The 22,538-nt window shown below is 73.9% G+C and carries 15 protein-coding genes; 8 read left to right on the top strand and 7 right to left on the bottom strand.

All coding sequences use genetic code 11. From position 1 onward, the window contains the following. Window positions 1-277: 277 nt before the first annotated feature. Window positions 278-1,198 (top strand): helix-turn-helix transcriptional regulator, encoded by a 921-nt coding sequence (locus tag ACFO3J_RS12505; RefSeq protein ID WP_386429116.1) that lies wholly within the window; start codon window positions 278-280, stop codon window positions 1,196-1,198. Window positions 1,199-1,255: 57 nt separating this feature from the next. On the opposite strand, the gene ACFO3J_RS12500 is transcribed toward ACFO3J_RS12505, so the two are convergent. Together ACFO3J_RS12500 and ACFO3J_RS12495 are read right to left on the bottom strand one after the other, a co-directional pair. Further along, entirely contained in the window at window positions 1,256-2,413 is a 1,158-nt protein-coding gene (locus ACFO3J_RS12500) for a hypothetical protein (protein WP_386429115.1), read from the bottom strand. An 85-nt stretch (window positions 2,414-2,498) separates the two neighbouring features. Next, on the bottom strand, window positions 2,499-3,161 hold the full coding sequence (locus ACFO3J_RS12495) for a class I SAM-dependent methyltransferase (RefSeq protein ID WP_386429113.1): 663 nt from the start codon (window positions 3,159-3,161) through the stop codon (window positions 2,499-2,501). Between the two features lie 132 nt (window positions 3,162-3,293). On the opposite strand from ACFO3J_RS12495, the gene ACFO3J_RS12490 reads away from it, so the two are divergent. The 3 genes from ACFO3J_RS12490 (at window position 3,294) to ACFO3J_RS12480 (ending at window position 9,512) form a co-directional block, all read left to right on the top strand. Continuing rightward, the gene (locus ACFO3J_RS12490) at window positions 3,294-4,406 is read left to right on the top strand and encodes a sensor histidine kinase (protein WP_386429112.1); all 1,113 of its coding nucleotides are present in this window, start codon (window positions 3,294-3,296) and stop codon (window positions 4,404-4,406) included. Further along, window positions 4,403-5,074: a response regulator gene (locus ACFO3J_RS12485; RefSeq protein ID WP_386429110.1), complete on the top strand. Its 672-nt coding sequence runs from the start codon at window positions 4,403-4,405 to the stop codon at window positions 5,072-5,074. Before ACFO3J_RS12490 ends, ACFO3J_RS12485 begins: the two co-directional genes overlap by 4 nt. Before the next feature lie 184 nt (window positions 5,075-5,258). Further along, entirely contained in the window at window positions 5,259-9,512 is a 4,254-nt protein-coding gene (locus ACFO3J_RS12480; protein ID WP_386429108.1) for a molybdopterin-dependent oxidoreductase, read from the top strand. On the opposite strand, the gene ACFO3J_RS12475 is transcribed toward ACFO3J_RS12480, so the two are convergent. Further along, on the bottom strand, window positions 9,491-10,303 hold the full coding sequence (locus ACFO3J_RS12475; protein WP_386429107.1) for a sirohydrochlorin chelatase: 813 nt from the start codon (window positions 10,301-10,303) through the stop codon (window positions 9,491-9,493). The genes ACFO3J_RS12480 and ACFO3J_RS12475 overlap by 22 nt on opposite strands. Next, window positions 10,300-11,502 carry a uroporphyrinogen-III synthase gene (locus ACFO3J_RS12470; RefSeq protein WP_386429105.1) on the bottom strand — a complete coding sequence of 401 codons (1,203 nt, stop codon included), beginning with the start codon at window positions 11,500-11,502 and terminating at the stop codon, window positions 10,300-10,302. The genes ACFO3J_RS12475 and ACFO3J_RS12470 overlap by 4 nt, the downstream gene beginning before the upstream one ends. 252 nt (window positions 11,503-11,754) lie before the next feature. Here ACFO3J_RS12470 and nirB point away from each other — a divergent pair, with 252 nt between their 5' ends. The 3 genes from nirB (at window position 11,755) to ACFO3J_RS12455 (ending at window position 16,189) form a co-directional block, all read left to right on the top strand. Next, a complete protein-coding gene (gene nirB, locus ACFO3J_RS12465) occupies window positions 11,755-14,274 on the top strand; it encodes a nitrite reductase large subunit NirB (protein ID WP_386429219.1) in 2,520 nt (839 codons plus the stop codon). Continuing rightward, a complete protein-coding gene (gene nirD / locus ACFO3J_RS12460) occupies window positions 14,271-14,747 on the top strand; it encodes a nitrite reductase small subunit NirD (RefSeq protein WP_386429103.1) in 477 nt (158 codons plus the stop codon). Before nirB ends, nirD begins: the two co-directional genes overlap by 4 nt. A 92-nt stretch (window positions 14,748-14,839) precedes the next feature. After that, complete coding sequence (locus ACFO3J_RS12455; protein ID WP_386429101.1) at window positions 14,840-16,189, top strand: MFS transporter; 1,350 nt, start codon at window positions 14,840-14,842, stop codon at window positions 16,187-16,189. Window positions 16,190-16,210: 21 nt separating this feature from the next. Here the strand turns inward: ACFO3J_RS12455 and ACFO3J_RS12450 are convergent, their stop codons facing one another. Together ACFO3J_RS12450 and ACFO3J_RS12445 are read right to left on the bottom strand one after the other, a co-directional pair. Beyond that, window positions 16,211-18,343, bottom strand: a complete 2,133-nt coding sequence (locus tag ACFO3J_RS12450) for a SpoIIE family protein phosphatase (RefSeq protein WP_386429099.1) — start codon at window positions 18,341-18,343, stop codon at window positions 16,211-16,213. 195 nt (window positions 18,344-18,538) lie between these two features. Then, window positions 18,539-19,606, bottom strand: a complete 1,068-nt coding sequence (locus tag ACFO3J_RS12445) for a PP2C family protein-serine/threonine phosphatase (RefSeq protein WP_386429098.1) — start codon at window positions 19,604-19,606, stop codon at window positions 18,539-18,541. 427 nt (window positions 19,607-20,033) lie between these two features. Here ACFO3J_RS12445 and ACFO3J_RS12440 point away from each other — a divergent pair, with 427 nt between their 5' ends. After that, on the top strand, window positions 20,034-20,879 hold the full coding sequence (locus ACFO3J_RS12440) for a GNAT family N-acetyltransferase (RefSeq protein WP_386429096.1): 846 nt from the start codon (window positions 20,034-20,036) through the stop codon (window positions 20,877-20,879). Between the two features lie 86 nt (window positions 20,880-20,965). Here the strand turns inward: ACFO3J_RS12440 and lpdA are convergent, their stop codons facing one another. Continuing rightward, on the bottom strand, window positions 20,966-22,366 hold the full coding sequence (gene lpdA, locus ACFO3J_RS12435; protein ID WP_386429095.1) for a dihydrolipoyl dehydrogenase: 1,401 nt from the start codon (window positions 22,364-22,366) through the stop codon (window positions 20,966-20,968). Window positions 22,367-22,538: the final 172 nt, after the last annotated feature.

The raw sequence follows: 22,538 nt of genomic DNA, 5'->3' as shown, positions 1-22,538 counted from the left end.
CTCTTGGTCGAGGCGCCGCCCCGCACGGCCTCCTGACCCCCTGTGAGCAGCGTGAATGCGTGATGACAGCGCTCTGTACGCGGCCTTGTCCAGGCTGGGCGGGCCGACGGCGGCGAGGTCCGGCGCGCGGGCCGACCCGCGTCGTCCGACGCCGGGCCCGGGCGGACCCGCGCCACCCGATCCGCCGCACCCGGCCCGGCCCGGCCCGCCCCGCCGCCGGCCGAGCGGCCGCTGTCCGGGGCCGCGTGACCATGCACCGAGGAAAGGCAGCACCACCGTGACGGCAACCCCGCAGACGACCGGCCCGACGTACGGGGACGACACAGCGAGATGGGGAAACACCCTGGAGCTGGGGCCGGTGCGGATGTCGGTGACACGCGTGGCGGGGCGGCCCTCGCCGGTGCTCGGCCGACCGGTCGGCGGTGACCGCCGGGACGTGTGCCGGATGGCCCTGGCCTGCGACAATCCGCTGACCCTGGGACACGGCGCGCACGCCACCGCGCTGCGGCCGGGCGACCTGATGCTGTGCGGCTCGCCCGAGGAGTCCGACGCCGCGCCCGGGGCGGGGGAGCGCCCGGCGCGGGTGATCGTCTGGGAGCTGCCGCGGCCGCTGCTGGCCGTGCCCGACGACGCGCTGCTCGGCCTGGCGGGGCGGTCGGTACCCACGCGCGGCGGTCCCGGCGCCCTGCTCGCCCGCTTCGTCGAGGGGCTCGCCGAGCAGGCGGAGGAACTGGCGGTCCGCTCGGCCGGATGGCTGGGCGCGGCGGTGGTCGACCTGACGGGTGCCTTCATCTCCGGCGCGGCCGACGCGGGTCCGGTCCGGCCGCCGCAGTCCCACCAGGCGGCGCTGCTGCACAAGGTCAAGACGTACATCGACGGCCATCTCGGCGACCCGGACCTGTCACCGCGCGCCATCGCCGCGGCGCACCACATCTCGTTGCGGTATCTGCACCACCTGTTCCAGCAGGACAAGCGGACCGTCGGCGGCTACGTCCGGGAGCGGCGCCTGGAGCACTGCCGCGCCGAGCTGTCCGACCCGCGGTTCGCCACCAGCACCGTCGGCGAGATCCGGTCCCGGTGGGGCTTCGGCGACGCCGCGGTGTTCTGCCGGACCTTCAAGAAGGCCTACGGGATCTCGCCCGCCGAGCACCGCGGCCGGCCGGCGGCCGGGGGGACGGGAAGGTACGCCGGGCGGTGAGGTGACAGCAGGACCGGCACCGCGCCGTCGGGGCGCGGTGCCGGTCCGGCCGGCGAGTCACGGGCGCAGCTGGGCCGACGTGTGGATGCCGGTCGACTGGAGGGGCTGGTAGCCCTGGGCCAGCAGGGTGGCGGTCAGCGACACCGGGCGGGGCTTCGAGCCGTTGAGGGTGACGGTGAAGGCGGTGCGGTAGGAGCCGCCGGGGCCGAGGTCGGTGTGGGTCGGGGGCGCGACCACCGCGGAGAGCGTGCCGGACTTGTCGGCGGTCAGCGTGACGGGCCGGCCGTCCGCGGTCACCCTGAGGTCGCGGGCCGCGAGGCCGCCGGACCGGGAGAACACCAGCCGGGTCCCGACCGAGGTGTAGGCGGGGCCGTTGCGCGGGCTGCCGAAGGTGATGAAACCGCCGAGCGGTTTCGCGGCCGACCGGCCGGAGGAGCCGCCGGCCAGGGTGATCCGGCCCTGGGCGTCCTTCCCGTCCACGGTGAACTCGTAGACGGTGCCGTTCACCGCGAGGTTGTCGACGTAGGTGTCCAGGCCGGCGCCCGCGTCACCCAGCCGGCCCACATTGGCGATCACACCGATCGCGCCGTCACCGGCGGCGTCGCAGGCCGCGACGTAGTCGCTCAGCGGGTGCTCGCTCTGGGCGCCGAAGGACGCTACCGCCCGGGAGGTGGACCAGTGCGAGGCCGGGCCGGCCACGAAGTGCCGCCAGGTGTCGGCCACCGCGCCGGTGCGTCCCTGGCTGTCGGTCGCCAGCTCGGGCAGGAAGCTGAGCGTGGTGAAGGCGCCCTGGCAGAAGACCGGCAGCTGGAGGTTCGCGCCGTAGGGGATGGCCGCCGGGGTGGAGGTCCAGCTCCGTACGTACATGTCGTACGAGGGGGTGACGGCGGTGAGGGTACGCAGCGGGATCTTGCGGTTGAAGTAGTGCGCCGCCTGCGCCTGCTGGGCCTGGGGGGCGGGCGCGACCGCGAGGTGCAGGCTTCCGTCGAAGCGGACGGGGTCCGCGAAGGGGGAGACCTCCTGCACCCCCGGGGGCCGGCCGGCGTTGCTGGGGTCGTCCTGGAGCCGCAGCCAGGGCCCGGACGGTCCGAGGTCGCGGGCGGTGACCCGCTGCAGGGCGAAGGCGGTGGCCCCCGCGGCGGGCGCGAGCGCGGGCAGGGCCGCGACGACGGCGGCCGTGAGGGAGGCGGTGAGCACTGCGGTGAAGCGGGGCATGCCGTGGGGTTCCCATCGGTAGGGGCGGTGGACGCGGGGGATAGATCCCACCGCGGCCCGGCGGTGACGCCTGCGGCACCCGTTCTCACCCGTACGGCCCGGCCGCGGGGGCCTGGAGGTGCCAGACCCGGGCGGGCGGCAGATTCGCCCAGACGGTCAGGGACGTGGCGACGGCGTGATCGCGGCGCCACTCGTCCAGCGCGGCCTGCACCCGGTGCTGCCGGACAACGCCGGGGGAGGCACCCAGGGCGATGCGGGCGCGGGCGGCGGCGCGATAGGCGATGTACGCCAACTGGCCGCCCGGTGCCAGCGCGTCCCGGTAGAAGTCGAGGACGGCCGTCAACTCGGGCGGGTCGAAATTCGCGAACGGCAGCGTCGAGACGATGACGTCGTAGCGGCGGTCCCTACCCAGCTCGGTCACCGGGGCGTTGATGACCCGTATGCGGTCGTGCCCGGTCAGCCGGCGGTCGCCCCGGAGCCGGGCGGCGAAGCGCGGGTTCAGCTCGACCAGGTCCAAGGAGTCGTCCGGGCCGAGCAGTTCGGCCAGCACCCGGGACACCGCGCCGGTGCCCGCACCGACCTCCAGCACCGCCAGCGGACGGTCGCCGGACCGGTGGGCCAGCGGCCGGGCGAGGGCTCGGGCGAGCCGGCGGCTGCTGGGCGCCACCGCCCCCGTGGCGTGGAAGGCGGCGAACATCTGGGCGGTGAAACAGGCACGGTCGACGAACCGGGGGCGGTAAAGGATCATGCCCTCGACGCTAGGAAGCGCGGCGGCGCGGGGTATCGGCCGGTGCGACACGCCCCACCCCGACGAAAGTCGGGGGTGGGCATGGCCGACCGGCCGTACGGCGGCACTCCGGCCGGTGCTTACGATCAGCCGGTGGACAGCCCCTACCAGCACCGCGGCCCCCTGTGGACGGAAGTCGCCCTCGTCGTCGTCCTCGTCGGCTGGCTGGTGCAGCAGCAGGTGGCGGCGGCGGGCGCCCGGGGGCCGGACGTCCGCGACCTGGTCGCGCTCGCCGCCGCACTGGCGCTTCCGGCCCGCTGGCGGCTGCCGCTGCTCACGGCCGGTCTGGCGGTCGCGGCGATGGCCCTGCGGGGCGCCATCGAGCCGGTCTGGGTGATGCTCTTCCATCTGGCCGCCCGCAGCCGGGTCCGGCCGGCCGTGGCCTTCGCGGCGGTCGTCGCGCTGCTGCCGCTGTTCCCGCGGCCGGAGTGGACCGACGACCGCAGCCCGCCCTGGGGCCCGGGGGTGATGGCCGCGCTCGCGCTGACCGCCGGGCTGTGGTGGGCCGGCCGGCGCCGGCTGATGGATTCGCTCGCCGCTCAGGTGGAGTTGCGCGGCGAGCAGGCCCGGCTGGCCGAACGCGCCCGGATCGCGGCCGAGATGCACGACGTGCTCGCGCACCGGCTCAGCCTGCTCGCCCTGCACAGCGGAGTGCTGGCGATGCGGGCGGACACCCTGCCGCCGCAGGTCGCCGACCGGCTGCTGCTGCTGCGTACCGCCTCCACCCAGGCCCTCGCCGACCTGCGCGACGTCCTCGGCGTACTGCGCGCCGACGAGCCGCCGCCCGGACCGGGGCAGGCGCAGACTCCGGTGCTCCAGGACCTCTCGGTGGTCCTGGCCGAGGCGCGCGAGGCCGGCCAGACGATAGCGGCGACGGTCACCGGGGACATCGAGGCGACCCCGGCCGGGCACCGGCTCGCGGTGCGCCGGCTGGTCCAGGAAGGGCTCACCAACGCCCGCAAGCACGCACCCGGAGCGGCGGTGCGGCTGGCCGTCCACTTCGGGGAGCCGGTCACCACCGTCGAAGTGGTCAACGACCCGGCCCGGACTCTCCCACCGCCCGCGGTGAGCAGCGGCTACGGCCTGATCGGCCTGGACGAGCGGGTCGGCGGCCTGCACGGGCGCTTCAGCTACGGCCGTACGGACGAGGGCGGCTGGCGGCTGGCGGCCCTCATCCCGCTGCGAGCGGGAACGGAGCCGGCATGACCAGGGTGATGGTGGTCGACGACGACGCCCTCGTCCGGCTCGGCCTGTCCGATCTCATCGAGAGCGATCCCGGGCTGGAACTCGTCGCGCAGGCGGCGGACGGGCTCGAAGCGATCGAACACGCGGGCCGGCAGCGGGTGGACGTCGCGCTGGTCGACGTACGGATGCCGCGGCTCGACGGCATCGCCACCACCCGGCGGCTGCGCGCCCTGCCCGCGCCGCCGAAGGTGATCATGCTGACCACCTTCGACCTCGACGAGTTCGTCCACGACTCGCTGGCTGCCGGCGCCGACGGCTTCCTGCTCAAGGACGCCGAACCCGCCGAGATACTGCGGGCGGTCCATGTCGTCGCCGCCGGGCACGGCATGCTCCACCCCGCTGCGGCCCGCCATCTGATCGACCGCTACCACCGCTCCGACCGCCCCGAGGCCCGGCTGGCCAGGGAGCGGGTGCGCCGGCTCACCCCGCGCGAGCGGGACGTGCTGTCCCGGCTCGCCCAGGGCGACACCAACGCGGAGATCGCCGGCCGCCTCGGCATGCGGGAAAGCACCGTCAAGGCGCATGTCAGCCGCATCCTCGCCGCGCTGGAGGCGACCAACCGCGTCCAGGCCGCCCTGACCGCCCGGGACGCGGGCCTGCCGCCCGGGCCCACCCCGCCGGGGGTCTGACCCGCGGTCCGCACCGGGCGCCGACCGGCCCGCGGGCGCGGCCGCGCCGATCTCACCCGCCCGTATCTCCCGCGTGCGGGGGCTGTAACCACGCCGCTGCCGTGATCGTGACCGTCGCGCAACAGCCCCTTCCTAGCGTGCCCCTGGCGGGGAGATCCCGGCGGCGACGACGAAGGGGGCCCGCGTGCCGGAGCCGCAGGCGGCGACCGAGCAGGTCCGTACGGTGTGCTCGTACTGCGGCGTGGGCTGCGGCATCGTGCTGGACGTCGAACGCGGGGCCGGGGGACGGCGCGCCGTCGTGCGGGCGTCCGGGGACCGGGCGCATCCGGCGAACGGCGGCCGGCTCTGCACCAAGGGCGCGACCGGCGCCGAGATGCTCGTGGCTCCCGGACGGCTGACCCGGGCGCTGGTGCGCGCCGAGCGGGGCGCCGAACCGGAGCCGGTGGCCCTCGACGAGGCCGTCGCCGAGGCCGGGCGGAGACTGCGGGCGGTGATGGACGAGCACGGCCCGGACGCGGTGGCCCTCTACGTCTCCGGGCAGCTGTCGCTGGAGGCGCAGTATCTGGCGAACAAGTTGGCCAAGGGCTTCATACGGACCAGCCGGATCGAGTCCAACTCCCGGCTGTGCATGGCCAGCGCGGGCAGCGGCTACAAGCTGTCGCTGGGCGCGGACGGGCCGCCCGGGTCGTACGAGGACTTCGACCGCGCGGAGGTGTTCTTCGTCATCGGGGCCAATATGGCCGACTGCCACCCGATCCTCTTCCTGCGGCTGCTGGAGCGCCGGAAGGCCGGCGCCAAGCTGATCGTGGTGGACCCGCGGCGCAGCGCCACCGCCGACAAGGCGGATCTCTTCCTGCGGATCAGGCCGGGCACCGACCTGGCCCTGCTCAACGGGCTACTGCACCTGCTGGTCGAGAACGGCGACATCGACGAGGAGTTCATCGCCGAGCACACCGAGGGCTGGGCGGACCTGCCCGACTTCCTGGCCGGCTTCCCGCCCGCGAAGGTCGCCGGGATCACCGGCATCCCCGAGGCGGACATCCGCCGGGCGGCCGCCTGGATCGGCGCGGCCGGGGAGTGGATGAGCTGCTGGACCATGGGCCTGAACCAGTCCACCCACGGCACCTGGAACACCAACGCGCTGGTCAACCTGCATCTGGCCACCGGGGCGATCTGCCGCCCCGGCAGCGGCCCCTTCTCCCTGACCGGCCAGCCCAACGCCATGGGCGGCCGGGAGATGGGCTACATGGGCCCCGGCCTGCCCGGCCAGCGGTCCGCGCTGGACGCCGACGACCGCGCGTTCACCGAGGAGTTGTGGGGGCTGCCCGCCGGGACCCTGCGCGCGGAGGCCGGCCAGGGCACCGTGGAGCTGTTCGAGCGGATGGCCGCCGGGGAGGTCAAGGCCTGCTGGATCATCTGCACCAACCCGGTGGCCTCGGTCGCCAACCGCGGCACCGTCATCAAGGGCCTGGAAGCGGCCGAACTCGTCATCACCCAGGACGTCTTCGCCGACACCGAGACCAACGCCTTCGCCGACATCACGCTGCCGGCCGCGCTGTGGGCCGAGAGCGAGGGGGTGATGGTCAACTCGGAGCGCGGTCTGACGCTGAGCCGGCAGGTGGTCGACCCGCCGGGCGAGGCACTCGCCGACTGGCGGATCATCACGCGGGTCGCCCGGGAGATGGGCTTCACCGAAGGCTTCGGGCACGGCAGCGCCGCGGAGGTCTTCGAGGAGCTCAAAGGCGCCTGGAACCCCAGGACGGGCTGGGACCTGCGCGGGGTGAGCCACGAACGGCTGCGCCGGACACCCGTGCAGTGGCCCAGCTCCGACCCGGCCGGCCCCGCGCGCAACCCCGTCCGCTACCTCAATGACGGCGTCAGCCAGACCCCGCTGGTCCGCCCCGACGGCACCCGGCCCCGGCTGGCCTTCCCGACCCCGAGCGGCCGCGCGGTCTTCTTCGCCCGGCCGCACCTGCCGGCCGCCGAACTGCCCGACGACGACTACCCCTTCCTCCTCAACACCGGCCGCGTACAGCACCAGTGGCACACGCTGACCAAGACCGGCAAGGTCGCCAGACTCAACAAGCTCAACCCCGGCCCCTTCGTCGAACTGCACCCGCGCGACGCGGCCGGGCTCGGGGTCGGTGACGGCGACCGGGTGGAGGTGGCCTCACGGCGCGGGCGCGCCGTCCTGCCCGCCCGGATCAGTGACCGGGTCCGGCCGGGCGACTGCTTCGCGCCCTTCCACTGGAACGACCTGTTCGGCGAGTACCTCAGCGTCAACGCGGTGACCAGCGACGCGGTCGACCCGATCTCCCTCCAGCCCGAGTTCAAGGTGTGCGCCGTGCGCCTGACGAAGGTGGCCGCCACCGGCTCGGCTTCACCCGGGGGCGGGATATCCGGGGCCAAGTCGGCCGCGCCCGAGCCCGCGCCCGAACTCGTCCCAGGAATCGACCCCGCGCCGGCATCCGAGCCCGGGCCGCTGGCCGTACTGGCGGCGCTGTGGGGCGTCGGGACCGCGCCCCCGGCCCTGGCGGACGCGGAACGCCAGTACCTCGGCGGCTTCCTCGCCGGGCTGGCGTCGTCGCCCCCTGCCGTCGGCACGCTCCCGGCGCTGCCGGCTTCGGCGCCGCTGGAACGCGGTCACGCCGCGTGGGCCGGCGGTGTGCTGGCCGGGATCTTCTCGCGCGTCCCGGCGCCCGGCACGGCGTCGCCGGCCTCGAAGCCCGCCCCGGACCCTGCCGGCGAGCCCGCCCCCGCCCCCGCCCGGCAAGTCGTCGTCCTGTGGGCCTCGCAGACCGGGAACGCCGAAGAAGCCGCCGCCACCGTGCACGACCGGCTGGCCCGGGCCGGCCGGGCCGTGTCGTCGCGGAGCATGGCCGACACCGCCCCGGGAGACCTCCCCGGCGGCGCCGACCTGCTCGTCGTCACCAGTACCTTCGGCGACGGCGACGCCCCCGACAACGGCGCCGCATTCTGGGAGCGGCTGACCGGCGACCAGCCCCCGGCGCTGCGGGACGTGCGCTACGGAGTCCTGGCCCTCGGCGATTCCAGCTACGACGACTTCTGCGGCCACGGCCGACGCCTGGACGAGCGCCTGGCGGAACTCGGCGGGCGGCGGCTGCTGCCGCGCCTCGACTGCGAACCCGGCGCCCACCAGCGGCAGGCCGAGCGGTGGGTCGAGCAGATCCTCGCCCTCCTGCCCGGTCCCGGTCCCGCTACCCGCCAGCCGGCCGCCACTGCCGCTGCCACTGCCGCCGCCACCGGACCCTCATCCGTACCGCTCCCGGCTCTCGCGACCGGGGCCGTTCCCGCCCAACCCCCCTCCGCCCAGGCGCCCTGCCTCGCGAGGCTGACGGGCAATCGGCTGCTCAGCCTCCCGGGCGCCGCCAAGGAGGTCCGGATGTTCACCTTCGACACCGATGGCGCGCTGGCGTACGAGACCGGCGACGCGCTCGGTGTCCGGCCGCTCAACTGCCCCGAGCTGGTGGCCGAATGGCTGGCGGCGACCGCGCTGGACCCCACCGCCGAGGTGGTGCTCGCCGATCACGGGACGGTCCCGCTGGGCGAGGCACTGCTGCGGCACCTGGACATCACCCGGATCGCCCCCGCCCTGCTCCGGCGGGTCGCCGAGCGGGGCGGGGACCGCGAGTTGCGGCGGCTGCTGCGGCCGGACAACAAGGGCGAGCTGGCGAAGTGGGCCTGGGGCAGGCAGGCCGTCGACCTGGTCGGCGCGCTGTCCCCCGGCCTCACCGCGCAGGAGTGCGCCGGTCTGCTCAAGGGCCTCCAGCCGCGGCTGTACTCCATCTCCTCCAGCCCGCTGGCCCACCCGGGCGAGCCGAGGATCACCGTCTCGGTGCTGCGCTACGACGGGGTGCACGGCCGGCCGCGCAAGGGAGTGGCCTCGACGTATCTGGCCGACCGCGCCGCCGGCGGCGAGGTATCGGTCTTCGTCCGGCGCTCGCCGCACTTCCGGCCCCCGGCCGACCCGGCCACCCCCATGGTGATGATCGGGGCCGGGACCGGGGTCGCGCCCTTCCTCGGCTTCCTGGAGGAGCGGCGCGCCCTGGGTCACCACGGCCGCAACTGGCTCTTCTTCGGCGGCCAGCACCGGGCCGGCGACTTCTACTACCGCGAGGAGCTGGCCGACTTCCAGCGGCACGGCACGCTGGTCCGGCTCGATCCGGCCTTCTCCCGCGACCAGCGGACGAAGATCTACGTCCAGGACCGGATGCGCGAGCACGGCTCGAAGCTGTGGGCCTGGCTCCAGGAAGGCGCCCACCTGTATGTGTGCGGCGACGCGAGCCGGATGGCCAGGGACGTCGACCGGACCCTGCGGGAGATCGTCGCCGTGCACGGCCGCCTGGCACCGGAGGCGGCGGCCGCGCACGTACGTCAGCTCACCGCCGACGGGCGCTACGCCCGCGACGTGTACTGAAGGCCGGCGCGGCGGCCGGCCGTACGGGCGACCGCCTGGTCGTACCGGCGCAGGACGAGGCGGGCGACGGCGGCATGGGTGCCGACCGGTCCGGTCACCAGACCGTCGGTACCCCGCGCGGGACGCGCCGGCCCCGCGGTCCGGGCGCTGCCGCCGCCTGCCGCGGCCCGGGCGGCGGCGCGGGCGAAGAAGCCCGGGGCCACCAGATAACTCGCGACGGCGACCTGGCGGCCCGCCGCCCGCAGTCGCGCCACCGCCTCGGCGGGGGTCGGCGAACTCGCGCACAGATAGGAGGGGACCACATCGACTCCGAGCCGCTCCCGCAGCAGCTCCGCCGTCCGCGCCGTATCGGCGTTGGCGGCCGGGTCGCTCGACCCCGCCGCCGCCAGCACGACGGCCTGCCCGGCGGCGCCCCGCCGTCCGGGCGCGCGATGCCAGCCGGCCTGTGTCAGCCGGTCGTGCAGCGCCTCGGCCAGCAGCGGGTCGGGGCCCAGCGCCGCTGCCACGGCGGCCCGCAGCCGGGGCGCGGCGGCCAGGGAAGCCGGTATGTCGACATGAACGTGATAGCCGGCGCTCAGCAGCAGCGGGACGACGACCACCTCGCCGCGCAGCCCGGCCAGCGTCCGGTCCAGGGACGGAGCGGCGATGTCGAGGAAGGCGAGCCGCACCGGCAGACCCGGCCGCATGGCGCGGACCCGGTCCAGGAGCGTGCCGTACGAGGCGACGCCCTCCGGGTCGCGGGTGCCGTGCGCGACCGCCAGCAGGGTCGTCGCGGCCGGTGCGGGGATCACACCGCGACCGCCAGTCGGTAGCCGCGTCGGGGCACGGTGCGGATCAGTCCGGCGTGGGCGCCCAGCGCGCCGCGCAGCCGGGCGACGGCCGCCTCGACCGCGTGCTCGTCGGCGCCGCCGCCCACCCATACCCGGCGCAGCAGGTCGGCCCGGCTGAGCACCCGGCCCGGGCGCTGGGCCAGTGCCCGCAGCAGCGCCGCCTGGATCGGGGACAGCCACACGCACTCGCCGGCGATCAGGACCGCGCTGCCCTGGAGCACCAACCGCTCCCCGCCGAAGAGCAGTTCGCGGTTCCCCTCCGGGAGCTTCTCGGTGATGGTGCGCACCAGCGAACCGAGTCTGCCCCGCTCGGGACAGGCCGGGTGCACACCGGCTTCCTCCAGCGGGCGGGCGCACACCGGTCCGACGCACACGGCCAGCACACCGTGCTCGGCGCCCTGGCGCAGGGATGCGACGACCTCGCCCCGCAGCCCGAGGTTCTCGGCGGTGTCGAGGAAGCCGGTGATGGCGGGGGCGCTGGTGAAGGCGATGGCCTGGACCTCGCGCCGCACCGTCTGTTCGATCAGCCGGCGTACGGCGTCGGGGTTCTCGGGGGGTCCCCAGCGGTAGACGGGGACCGCGATCACCTGGGCGCCGCGTTCGGACAGCGCGGCGATGAAGCCGGCGTCCAGCGGCGCGCCGTGCTCCTGCACCGCGATGCGGCGTCCGCGCAGGTCGCGGGCGAGCAGCCAGGTGAGCAGCTCGTCGTTGGCCTCGGTGCGCGGGGAGAAGGACTCGTCCAGGCCGCTGGCCCGGACCGCCCCGGTCGCCTTGGGCCCGCGGCTGATGACCACGGCCTGGCCGCACACCTCGCTGAGCCGCCGGCCCAGGCCCCAGCCGTCGGCCGCGCTCATCCAGCCGCGCCAGCCGACGCCGGTGGTGGCGACCACGTAGTCCAGCGGCGCCGCCAGGCAGCGCGTGGTGGCCTGCCGCAGCGCGGTGTCGTCGTCGAGCGGCACGATCCGTACGGTCGGCGCCTCCACCACCCGGGCGCCCCGGCGCTTGAGCAGGGCGACGAGTTCGTCACGCCGCCGGGCCGCGGTCACCCCGACCGTGAACCCCAGCAGCGGGGCACGCGGCTGCGCCGGATCGTCCTCGGCCGCCGCGTCGGCGGGGACGGCCACGGGCGGGCCGGTGTCGGAAGCGGGTCCAGTTTCCATGCCTCGAAGGCTCCGGCAGCACCGTTTCGGCGCTGTTGCGCGGCCGTCACACGGCAGTTAGCGCGGCGGCCCCGGTATTACGCCAGATGTCGGCGGGGTCACACAGGCCGGGGCGCCGCGTGAGCCACGTGTATCGCCGGGGCAACACAGGCGACCCGGTGCGGAAACCGGTCCCGTCGAATCTCGGACCATGACCGCGACCCGAGGAGCCCGCCTGTGACATCCCCGCGTCTTGTCCTGGTCGGCCACGGCATGGTCGGCCACCGCTTCCTGGAGGCCCTGGGCGAACGGCCGCACGACTGGCGGGTGACCGTACTCGCCGAGGAACCCCGCCCCGCCTACGACCGGGTCCGTCTGACGTCGTGGTTCTCCGGGGTGTCCGCGGCGGAACTCTCGCTGTGCCCGCCCGGGTTCGCCGACGACCACGGCATCGATCTGCGCCTGGGCGATCCCGCGGTGTCGATCGACCGCGCCGCCCGCACCGTCACCACCCGCGGCGGCGCGGTCCTGGGCTACGACGCTCTGGTGCTGGCCACCGGCTCGTACCCGTTCGTGCCACCCGTCCCCGGCAGCGACGCCGCGGGCTGCCACGTCTACCGCACCATCGAGAACCTGGAGGCCATCAAGGCCGGCGCCGCCCGTGCCCGGGTCGGGGCGGTGGTCGGCGGCGGGCTGCTCGGCCTGGAGGCGGCCGGGGCGCTGCGCGCGATGGGCCTGGAGACCCATGTGGTGGAATTCGCGCCGCGTCTGATGGCCCTCCAGGTGGACGACGGCGGCGGCAGAGTGCTGCGCCGCGCGATCGAGGACCTTGGCGTGGTGGTGCACACCGGCGCCGGCACGTCGGGCATCGAGACCGGCGACGACGGCGCGGTACGGTCCATGGTGCTGTCCGACGGCACCACCCTGGACGTGGACCTGGTGGTGTTCTCCGCCGGGGTCCGCCCCCGCGACCGGCTCGCCCGCGACTGCGGGCTGCCCGTCGGCGAGCGCGGCGGGATCGTGGTGGACGAGCGGTGCCGCACCGCCGACCCGCGGATCCGGGCGATCGGCGAATGCGCGCTGGCCGCCGACGGCCGGGTCTACGGACTGGTCGCCCCCGGCTACGCGATGGCCGAGGCGGCGGCCAGGGAACTGACGGGCGCCGAGGGCTCCTTCACCGGCGCGGACACCTCCACCAAGCTCAAGCTGCTGGGCGTGGACGTGGCCAGCTTCGGCGACGCGCTCGGCGCCACCCCCGGCTCCCTGGACGTGCTCTACAGCGACAGCCGGGCCGGGGTCTACAAGAAGCTGGTGATCCATCCGGACGGCCAGCTGCTCGGCGGGGTGCTGGTCGGCGACGCCGACGCCTTCGCCACCCTGCGCCCGCTGGCCATCGGCGGCGCGCCGCTGCCGGTCGCCGCCGAGCAGCTCATCCTGCCCGCGTCCCACGGCGGCCCGGCCGGCCCGCTCGTGCTGCCCGACGAGGCCGTGGTCTGCTCCTGCCACAACGTCAGCAAGGGCCGGATCAGGGCGGCGGTCACCGAGCAGGGCTGCGGCAGTCTGACCGAGGTCAAGAAGTGCACCAAGGCCGGTACCGGCTGCGGCAGTTGCCTGAAGCTGGCCGGCGGCATCGTCAGCGACGCGCTGGCGGCGGCCGGGGTCGAGACCGCCCGCGGACTGTGCGAGCACTTCGCGCACACCCGCGCCGAGCTCTACGAGATCGTCCGGGTCAAGGGCATCACCGGCTTCACCCGGCTGCTCGCCGAGCACGGCACCGGGACCGGCCTCGGCTGCGAGATCTGCAAGCCGGCTGTCGCCTCCATCCTCGCCAGTCTGGGCAACGGCCACATCCTGGACGGCGAGCAGGGCGCCCTGCAGGACACCAACGACCACCACCTGGCCAATCTCCAGCGCAACGGCTCCTATTCGGTGGTCCCCCGGGTCCCCGGCGGTGAGATCACCCCCCAGGGCCTGATCACCATCGGCGAGATCGCCCGCGACTTCGGCCTCTACACCAAGATCACCGGCGGGCAGCGCATCGATCTGTTCGGCGCCCGTGTCGAGCAGCTGCCCGCCGTCTGGGCGCGCCTGGTCGCCGCCGGATTCGAGTCGGGACACGCCTACGGAAAGGCCCTGCGCACGGTCAAGTCCTGTGTGGGGCAGACCTGGTGCCGCTACGGCGTCCAGGACTCGGTCGGCCTGGCGATCGAGCTGGAACTGCGCTACCGGGGCCTGCGCGCCCCGCACAAGCTCAAGTCGGCGGTGTCCGGCTGCGCCCGCGAGTGCGCCGAGGCGCAGAGCAAGGACTTCGGGGTGATCGCCACCGCCGAGGGCTGGAACCTCTACGTCGGCGGCAACGGCGGGATGACCCCCCGTCACGCGGACCTGCTCGCGGTGGACCTGGACCGGCCGACGCTGATCCGCACCATCGACCGCTTCCTGATGTTCTACATCCGCACCGCGGACCGGCTGGAGCGCACCGCGCCCTGGCTGGACCGGCTCGAAGGCGGCCTGGACCACCTGCGCGAGGTGGTCCTGGCGGACTCGCTGGGCATCGCCGGCGAACTGGACCGGATGATGGCCCGCCATGTCGAGGACTACCAGGACGAATGGGCGGCCGTCCTGGCCGATCCGCAGCGCCTGCGGCGCTTCGTCTCCTTCGTCAACGCCCCTGGTACGCCCGATCCCACCGTCCGCTTCGTCGCCGAACGCGACCAGATCCGCCCGGCCGGCCCCGACGAGGCCGGCCATGTCCTGATCGGCGGCTCCCGTCTGGAGGTACGGACCCGATGACCGATCCGCTGACCGATCCGCCGGCCGGCCGCGCGGTGGTGGAGATCCACGACGGGGACGCCTGGGTCCCCGTCTGCGAGCTGGACGACCTCCTGCCGGGGCGGGGCGTGGCCGTCCTGCTCGGCGCCGCCCAGGTGGCGCTCTTCCGCGACCCGGCGAACCGGCTGTACGCACTCGACAACCGGGACCCGTTCACCGGCGCCCAGGTGCTCTCCCGCGGCCTGCTGGGCAGCCGCGGCCCGACCGGGGTGCTGATCTCGCCCATGCTCAAGCAGGCCTTCGCGCTGGACAGCGGCCGCTGCCTGGACGACGACACCGCACCGGACGGGACCAGCACCACCCTGCGCCGCTGGCCGGTCCGCCGGCGGCCCGGCAACCTGCACGCCGGCGCCTCGGACGCCGGCTCCTCACAAGGCGACACCTCGCACCCCGGCACCTCACACGGCGGCGAAGGCGGCGTGCACAAGCCGTAGCGCGCCGGTTCCGACGCCGACAGCGGGCGGAAACCGCCGCTGGCCAGCATGGCGGCAGAAGGCCGACCCTCCACACGACAGGCTGGTCCATCATGAGCGCGACCGTACGCGTACCCGAGGAAGCCGCCGCCCCGACCCGGTCACGCGCCATCGGCGAATGGCGTCCCGAGGACCCCGAGTTCTGGCAGCGGACCGGCGCCAGGACCGCCCGGCGCAATCTGGTCTTCTCCATCCTGTCCGAGCACATCGGCTTCTCGGTCTGGAGCCTGTGGTCGGTGCTGGTGCTCTTCCTCGGACCCGGCTACCACATCGACACCGCGGGCAAATTCGTGCTCACCGCGGTCCCCACCGCCTGCGGGGCACTGCTGCGGGTGCCGTACACCTTCGCCGTCGCCCGCTTCGGCGGCCGCAACTGGACCGTCTTCAGCGCGCTCGTCCTGCTGGTCCCGACCGTGTTCGCCGGTGTGGTGCTGCACCCCGGTGTCCACTACGCGACGCTGCTGGTCGCGGCGGCGGTGGCCGGAGTCGGCGGCGGCAACTTCGCCTCCTCGATGGCCAACATCAACGCCTTCTACCCGCAGCGCCTCAAGGGCTGGGCCCTCGGCCTCAACGCGGGCGGCGGCAATCTGGGCGTGCCCGCCGTCCAGCTGCTCGCGCTGCTGGTCCTGGCCACCGCGGGGGCCGGCCACCCCCGGCTGCTGGTCCTGGTCTACATCCCGCTGATCGCGCTGGCGGCGCTGGGCGCGGCCCTGCGGATGGACAACCTCACCATGCTCCGCAACGAGCGCCGGGCCATGCGCGACGCGGTCCGGGACCACCACACCTGGGTGATGTCCGCCCTCTACATCGGCACCTTCGGCTCGTTCATCGGCTTCGGCTTCGCCTTCGGACAGGTCCTCCAGGTGCAGTTCCACCAGCAGTTCGACACCCCGGTCAAGGCCGCGTACCTCACCTTCCTGGGACCGCTGCTCGGCTCGCTGTCCCGGCCGCTCGGCGGCCTGCTGGCCGACCGCCTCAGCGGCGCCCGGGTGACCGCCTGGACCTTCGCCGCCATGGCGGCCGCCGCCTCCCTCGTACTGCTCGCCTCGCGGCAGCACTCACTGCCGCTGTTCCTCGGCGCCTTCATCACCCTCTTCCTGCTCAGCGGCCTCGGCAACGGCTCCACCTACAAGATGATCCCGGCGATCTTCGGCGACCGGGCCCGGGCGGCGATCGACGCGGGCACCGACCCCCGCCAGGCGCAGCAGGCCGCCCGGCGCGGCTCGTCAGCGCTCATCGGCATCGCCGGCGCGGTCGGCGCCTTCGGCGGGGTCCTCGTCAACATCGCCTTCCGCCAGTCCTTCCTGGGCGCGGGCAACGGCGACGCCGCCTATCTGGCGTTCCTCGCCTACTACGTGCTCTGCCTCGGCCTGACGTGGGCGTTCTACCGCGACCGGACCTGACCGGTCGGCCGCCGCGGCAGATCAGGTGCTGGTGGCCCGCAGCAGGAGGAGGGCGATGTCGTCGCTGCGCCGGCTCGGCGGGCGGGTGTGCTGGAGCAGGGAGTCGGTCAGCTGGTCCAGGTCCTCGGCGTCGGCGGACGCGAGGAGGCGGGCGAGGTCGGCCGTGGCCTTGTCCAGGTCGACGCCGGGGGTCTCGACCAGCCCGTCGGTGTGCAGCAGGAGGAGCGCGCCGGGTGGCAGCGGGACCTCGGTGACCGAGTAAGCGGTGTCCGGGCGGATGCCCAGCACCATGCCCGGCGGCAGGTCCACCACCCGGGTGCTGCGGTCCGGGTCGCGCAGCAGCGGCGGCGGATGGCCCGCGTTGGCCAGCAGCACCCGGTGCGCGCCGATGTCGATCTGGGCGTAGAGGCAGCTGGTGAACAGGCCGGGGTCGAGATCGGCGAGCAGCCGGTTGGTACGGTCCAGGACCTGGTCGGGCCGCGCGCCGGCGGTGGCGTAGGCGTGGACCGCGGTGCGGACCTGGCCCATCAGCGCGGCGGCGGCGACGTTGTGGCCCTGGACGTCGCCGATGACGGCGGCGTAGCTGGCCGGTCCCAGCCGGATGAGGTCGTAGAAGTCGCCGCCGATGTCCATGCCGCGGGTGGAGGGCAGATAGCGGGCGGCCACCTCCAGACCCGGGACGGTGGGCAGGGTGTGGGGGAGCAGGGCCTTCTGGAGGCCCTGGGCGAGGCGCTGCTTGGTGTCGTACAGGCGGGCGCGGTCCAGTGCCTGGGCGATCAGGCCGGCCAGCGAGGCCAGCACCGCGCGCTCGTCGGGAGGGAATTGGTGGGGATGGGTGTAGGACAGCACACAGCAGCCGACGGGGCGGCCGGAGACGATCAGCGGCAGGAACGCCCACGCCTGCTTCCCGCTGGCCAGCGCGGGGGCGGTGTAGTGCCGCTTGATCTCCGCCACGTCGGCGAAATAGGCGGGGGTGCCGGTGGTGAGGGTCCGTCCGGCGGGCGAGGACACGGTGTCCACGGGCAGGCCGTCGAGGCGGCCGAGGACGTCGGCCGGGTAACCGCGGTGGCCGAGCACCCGCAGGCGGTCGGCCTCGGCGACGAACATGATCAGCCCGTGCGCGCCGAAGGCCGGCATGATCTGGTCGGCGACCAGGTCCACCAGGTCCGAGACGCCGACCACTTCGGTCAGGGCCGCCGCGAGGTGGATCAGTTCGTACAGCTGTCCGGCCTTGACCGGACTGGTGGTGCCCGGCGGCTGGGGCGGTCGGCTGAGCGACCGCGGTCCGGGGCCGGTGCCGGCCGGAGTGATGCGCACGCTGATTCCGGTGGCGTCGGGATACAGACTGAAGTGCAGCCACCGGTCCGGCGGCCGGCAAGCGGCGAAGGAGGCCGGCTGGCGGCTGAAGACCGCGGCCCGGTAGCGGTCCTCGTAGACCGGATCGTGCAGCCAGGGCAGCTCCTGCCACAGCTGGGTGCCCCGCAGCTCGTCGGCGTCGCGGCCGAGCAGCTCGCCGGCCGCGCTGGTGGCGAAGGTGACCCGCCCCTCCAGGTCGAGGGCGCAGGACCCACCGGGCAGGCGTTCGACGAAGCGCATCGCCGCCGCCGTGTGCCGCGATCCGTCCGCGGGGGCGGTCTCCACGTCCAGGACCTGGATCCGGTCGGGCACGATCAGCCGCCCGGCGCGGTAGGCGTCGTCCAGCAGCTCGGCCGCCCGGCGGCTGCCGTCCTCGATGGCCGCCACCTCCCGCCCGCTGAGATCCGGGGGGTGGGTCGGGGGCCACAGCAGCAGCAGGGCGCCCCAGCAGACGGTGCCGGAGATGAGCGGCGCCGCGGCCAGGGCGAACTGGTAAGGCGTCGCGAGCGCGGTGCGGGGATACTGCCGGGCCAGCTCCTCCTGGCTGTTCACCCACACCAGGCGCTGGTCGTTGACGGCGTCGGACGCCGGGAGCGGCGCGGCCAGGGAGACGGTGTGCCAGGGCTTGGCGAATTTCGGCGGGATGCCGCGGATCACCGCCAGCCGCAGCAGCGGCTCGTCCGGGTCGAGCACCCAGACGGCTCCGGCGGACGCCTCGGTGCGGCACACGGTCTCGGTCAGCACGGCGTCCAGCGGTCCCGGCTCCGCCCCGCCGGCGGCCTCACCCGTCACCGCCACCACCCCTCCCCTGAACCGGGGCGATCGGGGCGTGCCGCACTCGTACCGGCCGCGCGATCAGCACTTTAGGTGCACCACCTTGCCCGGGGGGAGGAGCGTTCACGGTCCATAGCTCCTGTTTATCGCCGCTCCGCCCGTCGCGCGACCTGAACGGCCCGCCCGACGAAACGTGGGGAACCGCCCCGACCGGCCCGCTCAGCCGCGGGAAGCCCCCGTCGGCATCGGGTCGTCGCGCCGCACCGCCACCATGGCCACGTCGTCGTCGAGATGACCGTCGGTGTGCCGGCTCAGGTCGTCGAGGATCCGGCCGAGCAGGAGATCCGGATTCGAGTCCGACCACTGGCCCACCACCGCGTCGAGGTCATAGAAATTACCGGCGGAATCCCGTGCCTCGATGACTCCGTCGGTATAGAGGAGAAAGGTCTCGCCCGGCCCGAATTCGAAGCGCTCCTCCTGGTAATCCCCTCTGCTCCGGCTGTTGAGCCCGAGAGGCGGGGACGGGCGGCGCGGAGGTGTCGGGCCCTCCGGTTTCCGGCCTATCAGCAGGGGCGGATAATGGCCGCAATTGACGGTTTTCACGGTTTCGATCTCATTCGACACCTCCAGGAACAAGGCGGTGACGAACCTTTCCACGGCGGCGCTGTCCGTCTCGCCCGCCTCCCGGAAGTGGGTCTCCATGCTCTGTTCGAGGTAGGCGGCGAGTTCGGGCAGGTCGGCCGCTCTGGGCGCCGCCTCCCGGAAGCCGCCCAGCAGGGTCACCGCGTCGTCGACGGCGGGCAGGCCCTTCCCGCGCACGTCGCCGATGACGAACCGCAGCCCGGTCGGCGTCCGCACCGCCGCGTACAGGTCACCGCCGATGTTCGCACTGGGTTGTGAGGAGTGGTAGACCGAGGCGATGCTCAGCGAGCCGATCCGGCGGGGCAGCGGGCGCAGCAGGACGCGCTGGACCGCGTCGGATATCGCGCGGACCTCGATCAGTTCCCGCATGCTGCGGTCGCGAATGGCGCGCAGGGCGATGACGAATCCGGTGACGCAGACGATGGCGATCACATGGATCCCGGGAATCGCCGAGTACCACAGGCCGTCCATGACATCCAGCAAGAGCGCGATCCCGCAGGAGAGCAGGGCGATCGAGGCCGTCACCCGGACACCGGCCACCGCGGCCGCGATGGTCGGGGGGACCACCAGCAGGGACGCCAGGTGCTGGGATTCCGGCAGTACGAAGCCGAGGACGAGAATGACGGCTATCAGCAGGAGCGCCATGCCCACCGGCCCGTAGCGGATCGCCGGCGGTCTCGCGCCGGTGGCTCCGTCACTGAGCCGGCGACCGATTCGCGCCGCCGCCCGCCGTGCAGGACCGTGCGCGCGGGCCTTCGGTTTTCCTGCCGAGCGGTCGGGATCGGTCGCAGGATGCACGAGCTGTCCTTTGATAGACGGTCACCGCTTGCCCTGCCCAGTATCGCCGATCCCCTGGTGGCGCGCGAATCCCGGCCGTCCCGGGGAATATCGTCTCTGTTCGAAGGCCGGTCCCGATACCGCTGCTTTCACAGGGCGGCTTTTCGCGCCGGTCATTTCCGGTGCCCGCGGAAATGACCCGGACCGCGGCCGGTCCGCCGGAGGCGGGGACCTGCTCCCCCGTGACGCCCGGCGCGAGCCGATCGTTGAACGGGCAGGCGACCGGGAGGAAACGATGACGCCCTTCGAGATCACCACCGCGAGCGTGGGAGAGATGTCGGACCTGAGGAAGTGGGCCCATGACGAGGGCTGGAATCCGGGGGAGTCGGACGTACTGGCCTTCCACTCCGCCGACCCGGGCGGCTTCTTCGTAGGGCGGCTGGACGGCGAGCCGGTCGCCTCGGTCTCCGGCGTGCGCTACGGAGCGGACTTCGGTTTCATCGGCCTCTACATCGCCCGCCCCTCGGTGCGCGGCCGGGGCTACGGGATCCAGCTGTGGCGTACGGCCATGGAACACCTCGCGGGGCGGAACATCGGCCTCGACGGCGTGGTCGCGCAGCAGGACAACTACCGGAAGTCGGGTTTCCGCCGCGCCTGGACCCATGTGCGGTACGAGGGAGTGCCCGCCGCGGAGCCGGCCCCCGGCGACATCGCCGTGGTCGACGGCCGCTCGATCCCGTTCGCCCGGCTCGCCGCCTACGACCGCCGGTTCTTCCCCGCGGCCCGGGACGCCTTTCTCGCGACCTGGGTCGGCATGCCCGGCCACACCTCGCTCGCCGCCGTGCGCGACGGTGAGTTGCGGGGCTTCGCGGTGATGCGCCCGGCCCAGACCTGCTCCCGGATCGGCCCGCTCTACGCCGCCTCACCGGACATCGCCCTCGCCCTGGTGCGGGCGATGTCCGCCGGCGCGCCGCAGTCCGTGGTCGCCCTCGACGTCCCGGACATCAACAGCCGGGCGGTCGAGCTGGTGGAACGGCTGGGTCTCAGCCCGACCTTCGAGTGCGCCCGTATGTACACCGGCCCCGACCCCGAGGTCGATACGGCGGGGATCTACGCCCCGACCACCATCGAACTGGGTTAGCGCCTCGCAGCGCCTCGGCCGGGCGCCGTGTCTCCCGCCGCCGGGAGCCCCGGCCGAAGCCGTCCGCCGGGGACCGGCCCGCGACGCTACAGGTTGATCATGTGACCGGCCAGGCCGTGCACCGCCTCCTTGACCGCCTCGCCCAGGGTGGGGTGCGCGTGCACATTGCGCGCGACCTCATGGACGGTCAGGTCCCACTTCTGGGCCAGCGTCAGCTCGGGGAGCAACTCGGTGACCTCGGGGCCGATCAGATGGCCGCCGATCAGTTCCCCGTGCCGGCCGTCGCTGATGAGCTTCACGAAGCCGGCCGGCTCGCCCAGGCCCTGCGCCTTGCCGTTGGCGGTGAACGGGAACTTCTGCACCTTGACGTCGAAGCCCCGCTCCCGGGCCTGCGCCTCGGTCCAGCCGAAGCTGGCGATCTGGGGCTGGCAGAAGGTGGCCCGGGGGATCATCGTGTAGTCGAGTTCCATCGTCTCCGCGTCCGCGATGGTCTCGGCGGCGATCGCGCCCATCGACTCGGCGGCGTGCGCGAGCATCAGCTTCGCGGTGACATCGCCGATGGCGAAGATGTGCGGGACATTGGTGCGGCAGCGGCCGTCCACGTCGATCGCGCCGCGGTCGGTGAGCAGGACCCCGGTGTTCTCCAGGCCGTAGCCGGTCACCCGGGGCTGGAAGCCGATCGCCTGGAGCACCTTGTCGGCTTCCAGGGTCTGCGCCTGGCCGCCGGTCGAGACATGGACCCGCACCTTCTCGCCGGAGTCGTCGATCGACTCCACCCGGGTGGAGGTGAGCACATTGACGCCCAGCTTGCGGTAGGCCTTGGCCAGCTCGGCCGAGACCTCCTCGTCCTCCAGCGGCACCAGGCGGTCCAGGAACTCCACCAGCGTCACCTGCACGCCGTAGTTGGCCAGCACGTACGCGAACTCGACCCCGATCGCGCCGGCGCCGGCGATGACGATGCTGCCGGGGAGCTCGTCGCTGAGGATCTGCTCCTCGTACGTCACCACCCGCTCGCTGAGCGAGGTGCCGGGCAGCAGCCTGGTGGTGGCGCCCGCGGCGATGATGCAGTGGTCGAAGGTCAGGGTCTCCTGCGACCCGTCCGAGGTGCGTACCGACAGCGTATGGGCGTCGGTGAAGGTCCCCGAGCCGGTGTACTCGGTGATCTCGTTCTTCTTCATCAGGTAGTGCACGCCCCGGACCCGGCCGTCCGCCACCCGGCGGCTGCGCGTGTACGCCTCGTGGTAGTCGAAGCTCACCGTGCCCTCGACCCGGATACCGAAGGTCTTCGCCTCACGCTGGAAGATGTGCGCCAGTTCCGCGTTGCGCAGCAGGGCCTTCGACGGGATGCACCCGACGTTGAGGCAGACCCCTCCCCAGTAGCGCTCCTCCACCACCGCCACCGATCGGCCCAGCTGCGCGGCGCGAACCGCCGCGGTGTACCCACCGGGGCCCGCGCCCAGGACAACGACGTCGAAGTGTGCACTCATATCAACACCATATGGCCCCGGCTGAGTTCGTGGTTCCTTTGGTCGCGCGAGTCGCGCCCCGTATGAGCCCCGCGCGGGGCCGCGCGCCACCGCCGGCCGCTGTGCGGCGCCGCGCCCGCCCGCCGGGGGCTCCGCCGACCGGGCGGAGCCGCGGGCCGCGAGCGCCCCCGCC

This window comes from Streptomyces polygonati (genome assembly GCF_042650325.1).
GTDB classification, from domain to species: domain Bacteria; phylum Actinomycetota; class Actinomycetes; order Streptomycetales; family Streptomycetaceae; genus Actinacidiphila; species Actinacidiphila polygonati.
Note: the sequence above shows the minus strand (reverse complement) of the source record. Positions and strands in the feature narration are given on the sequence as shown.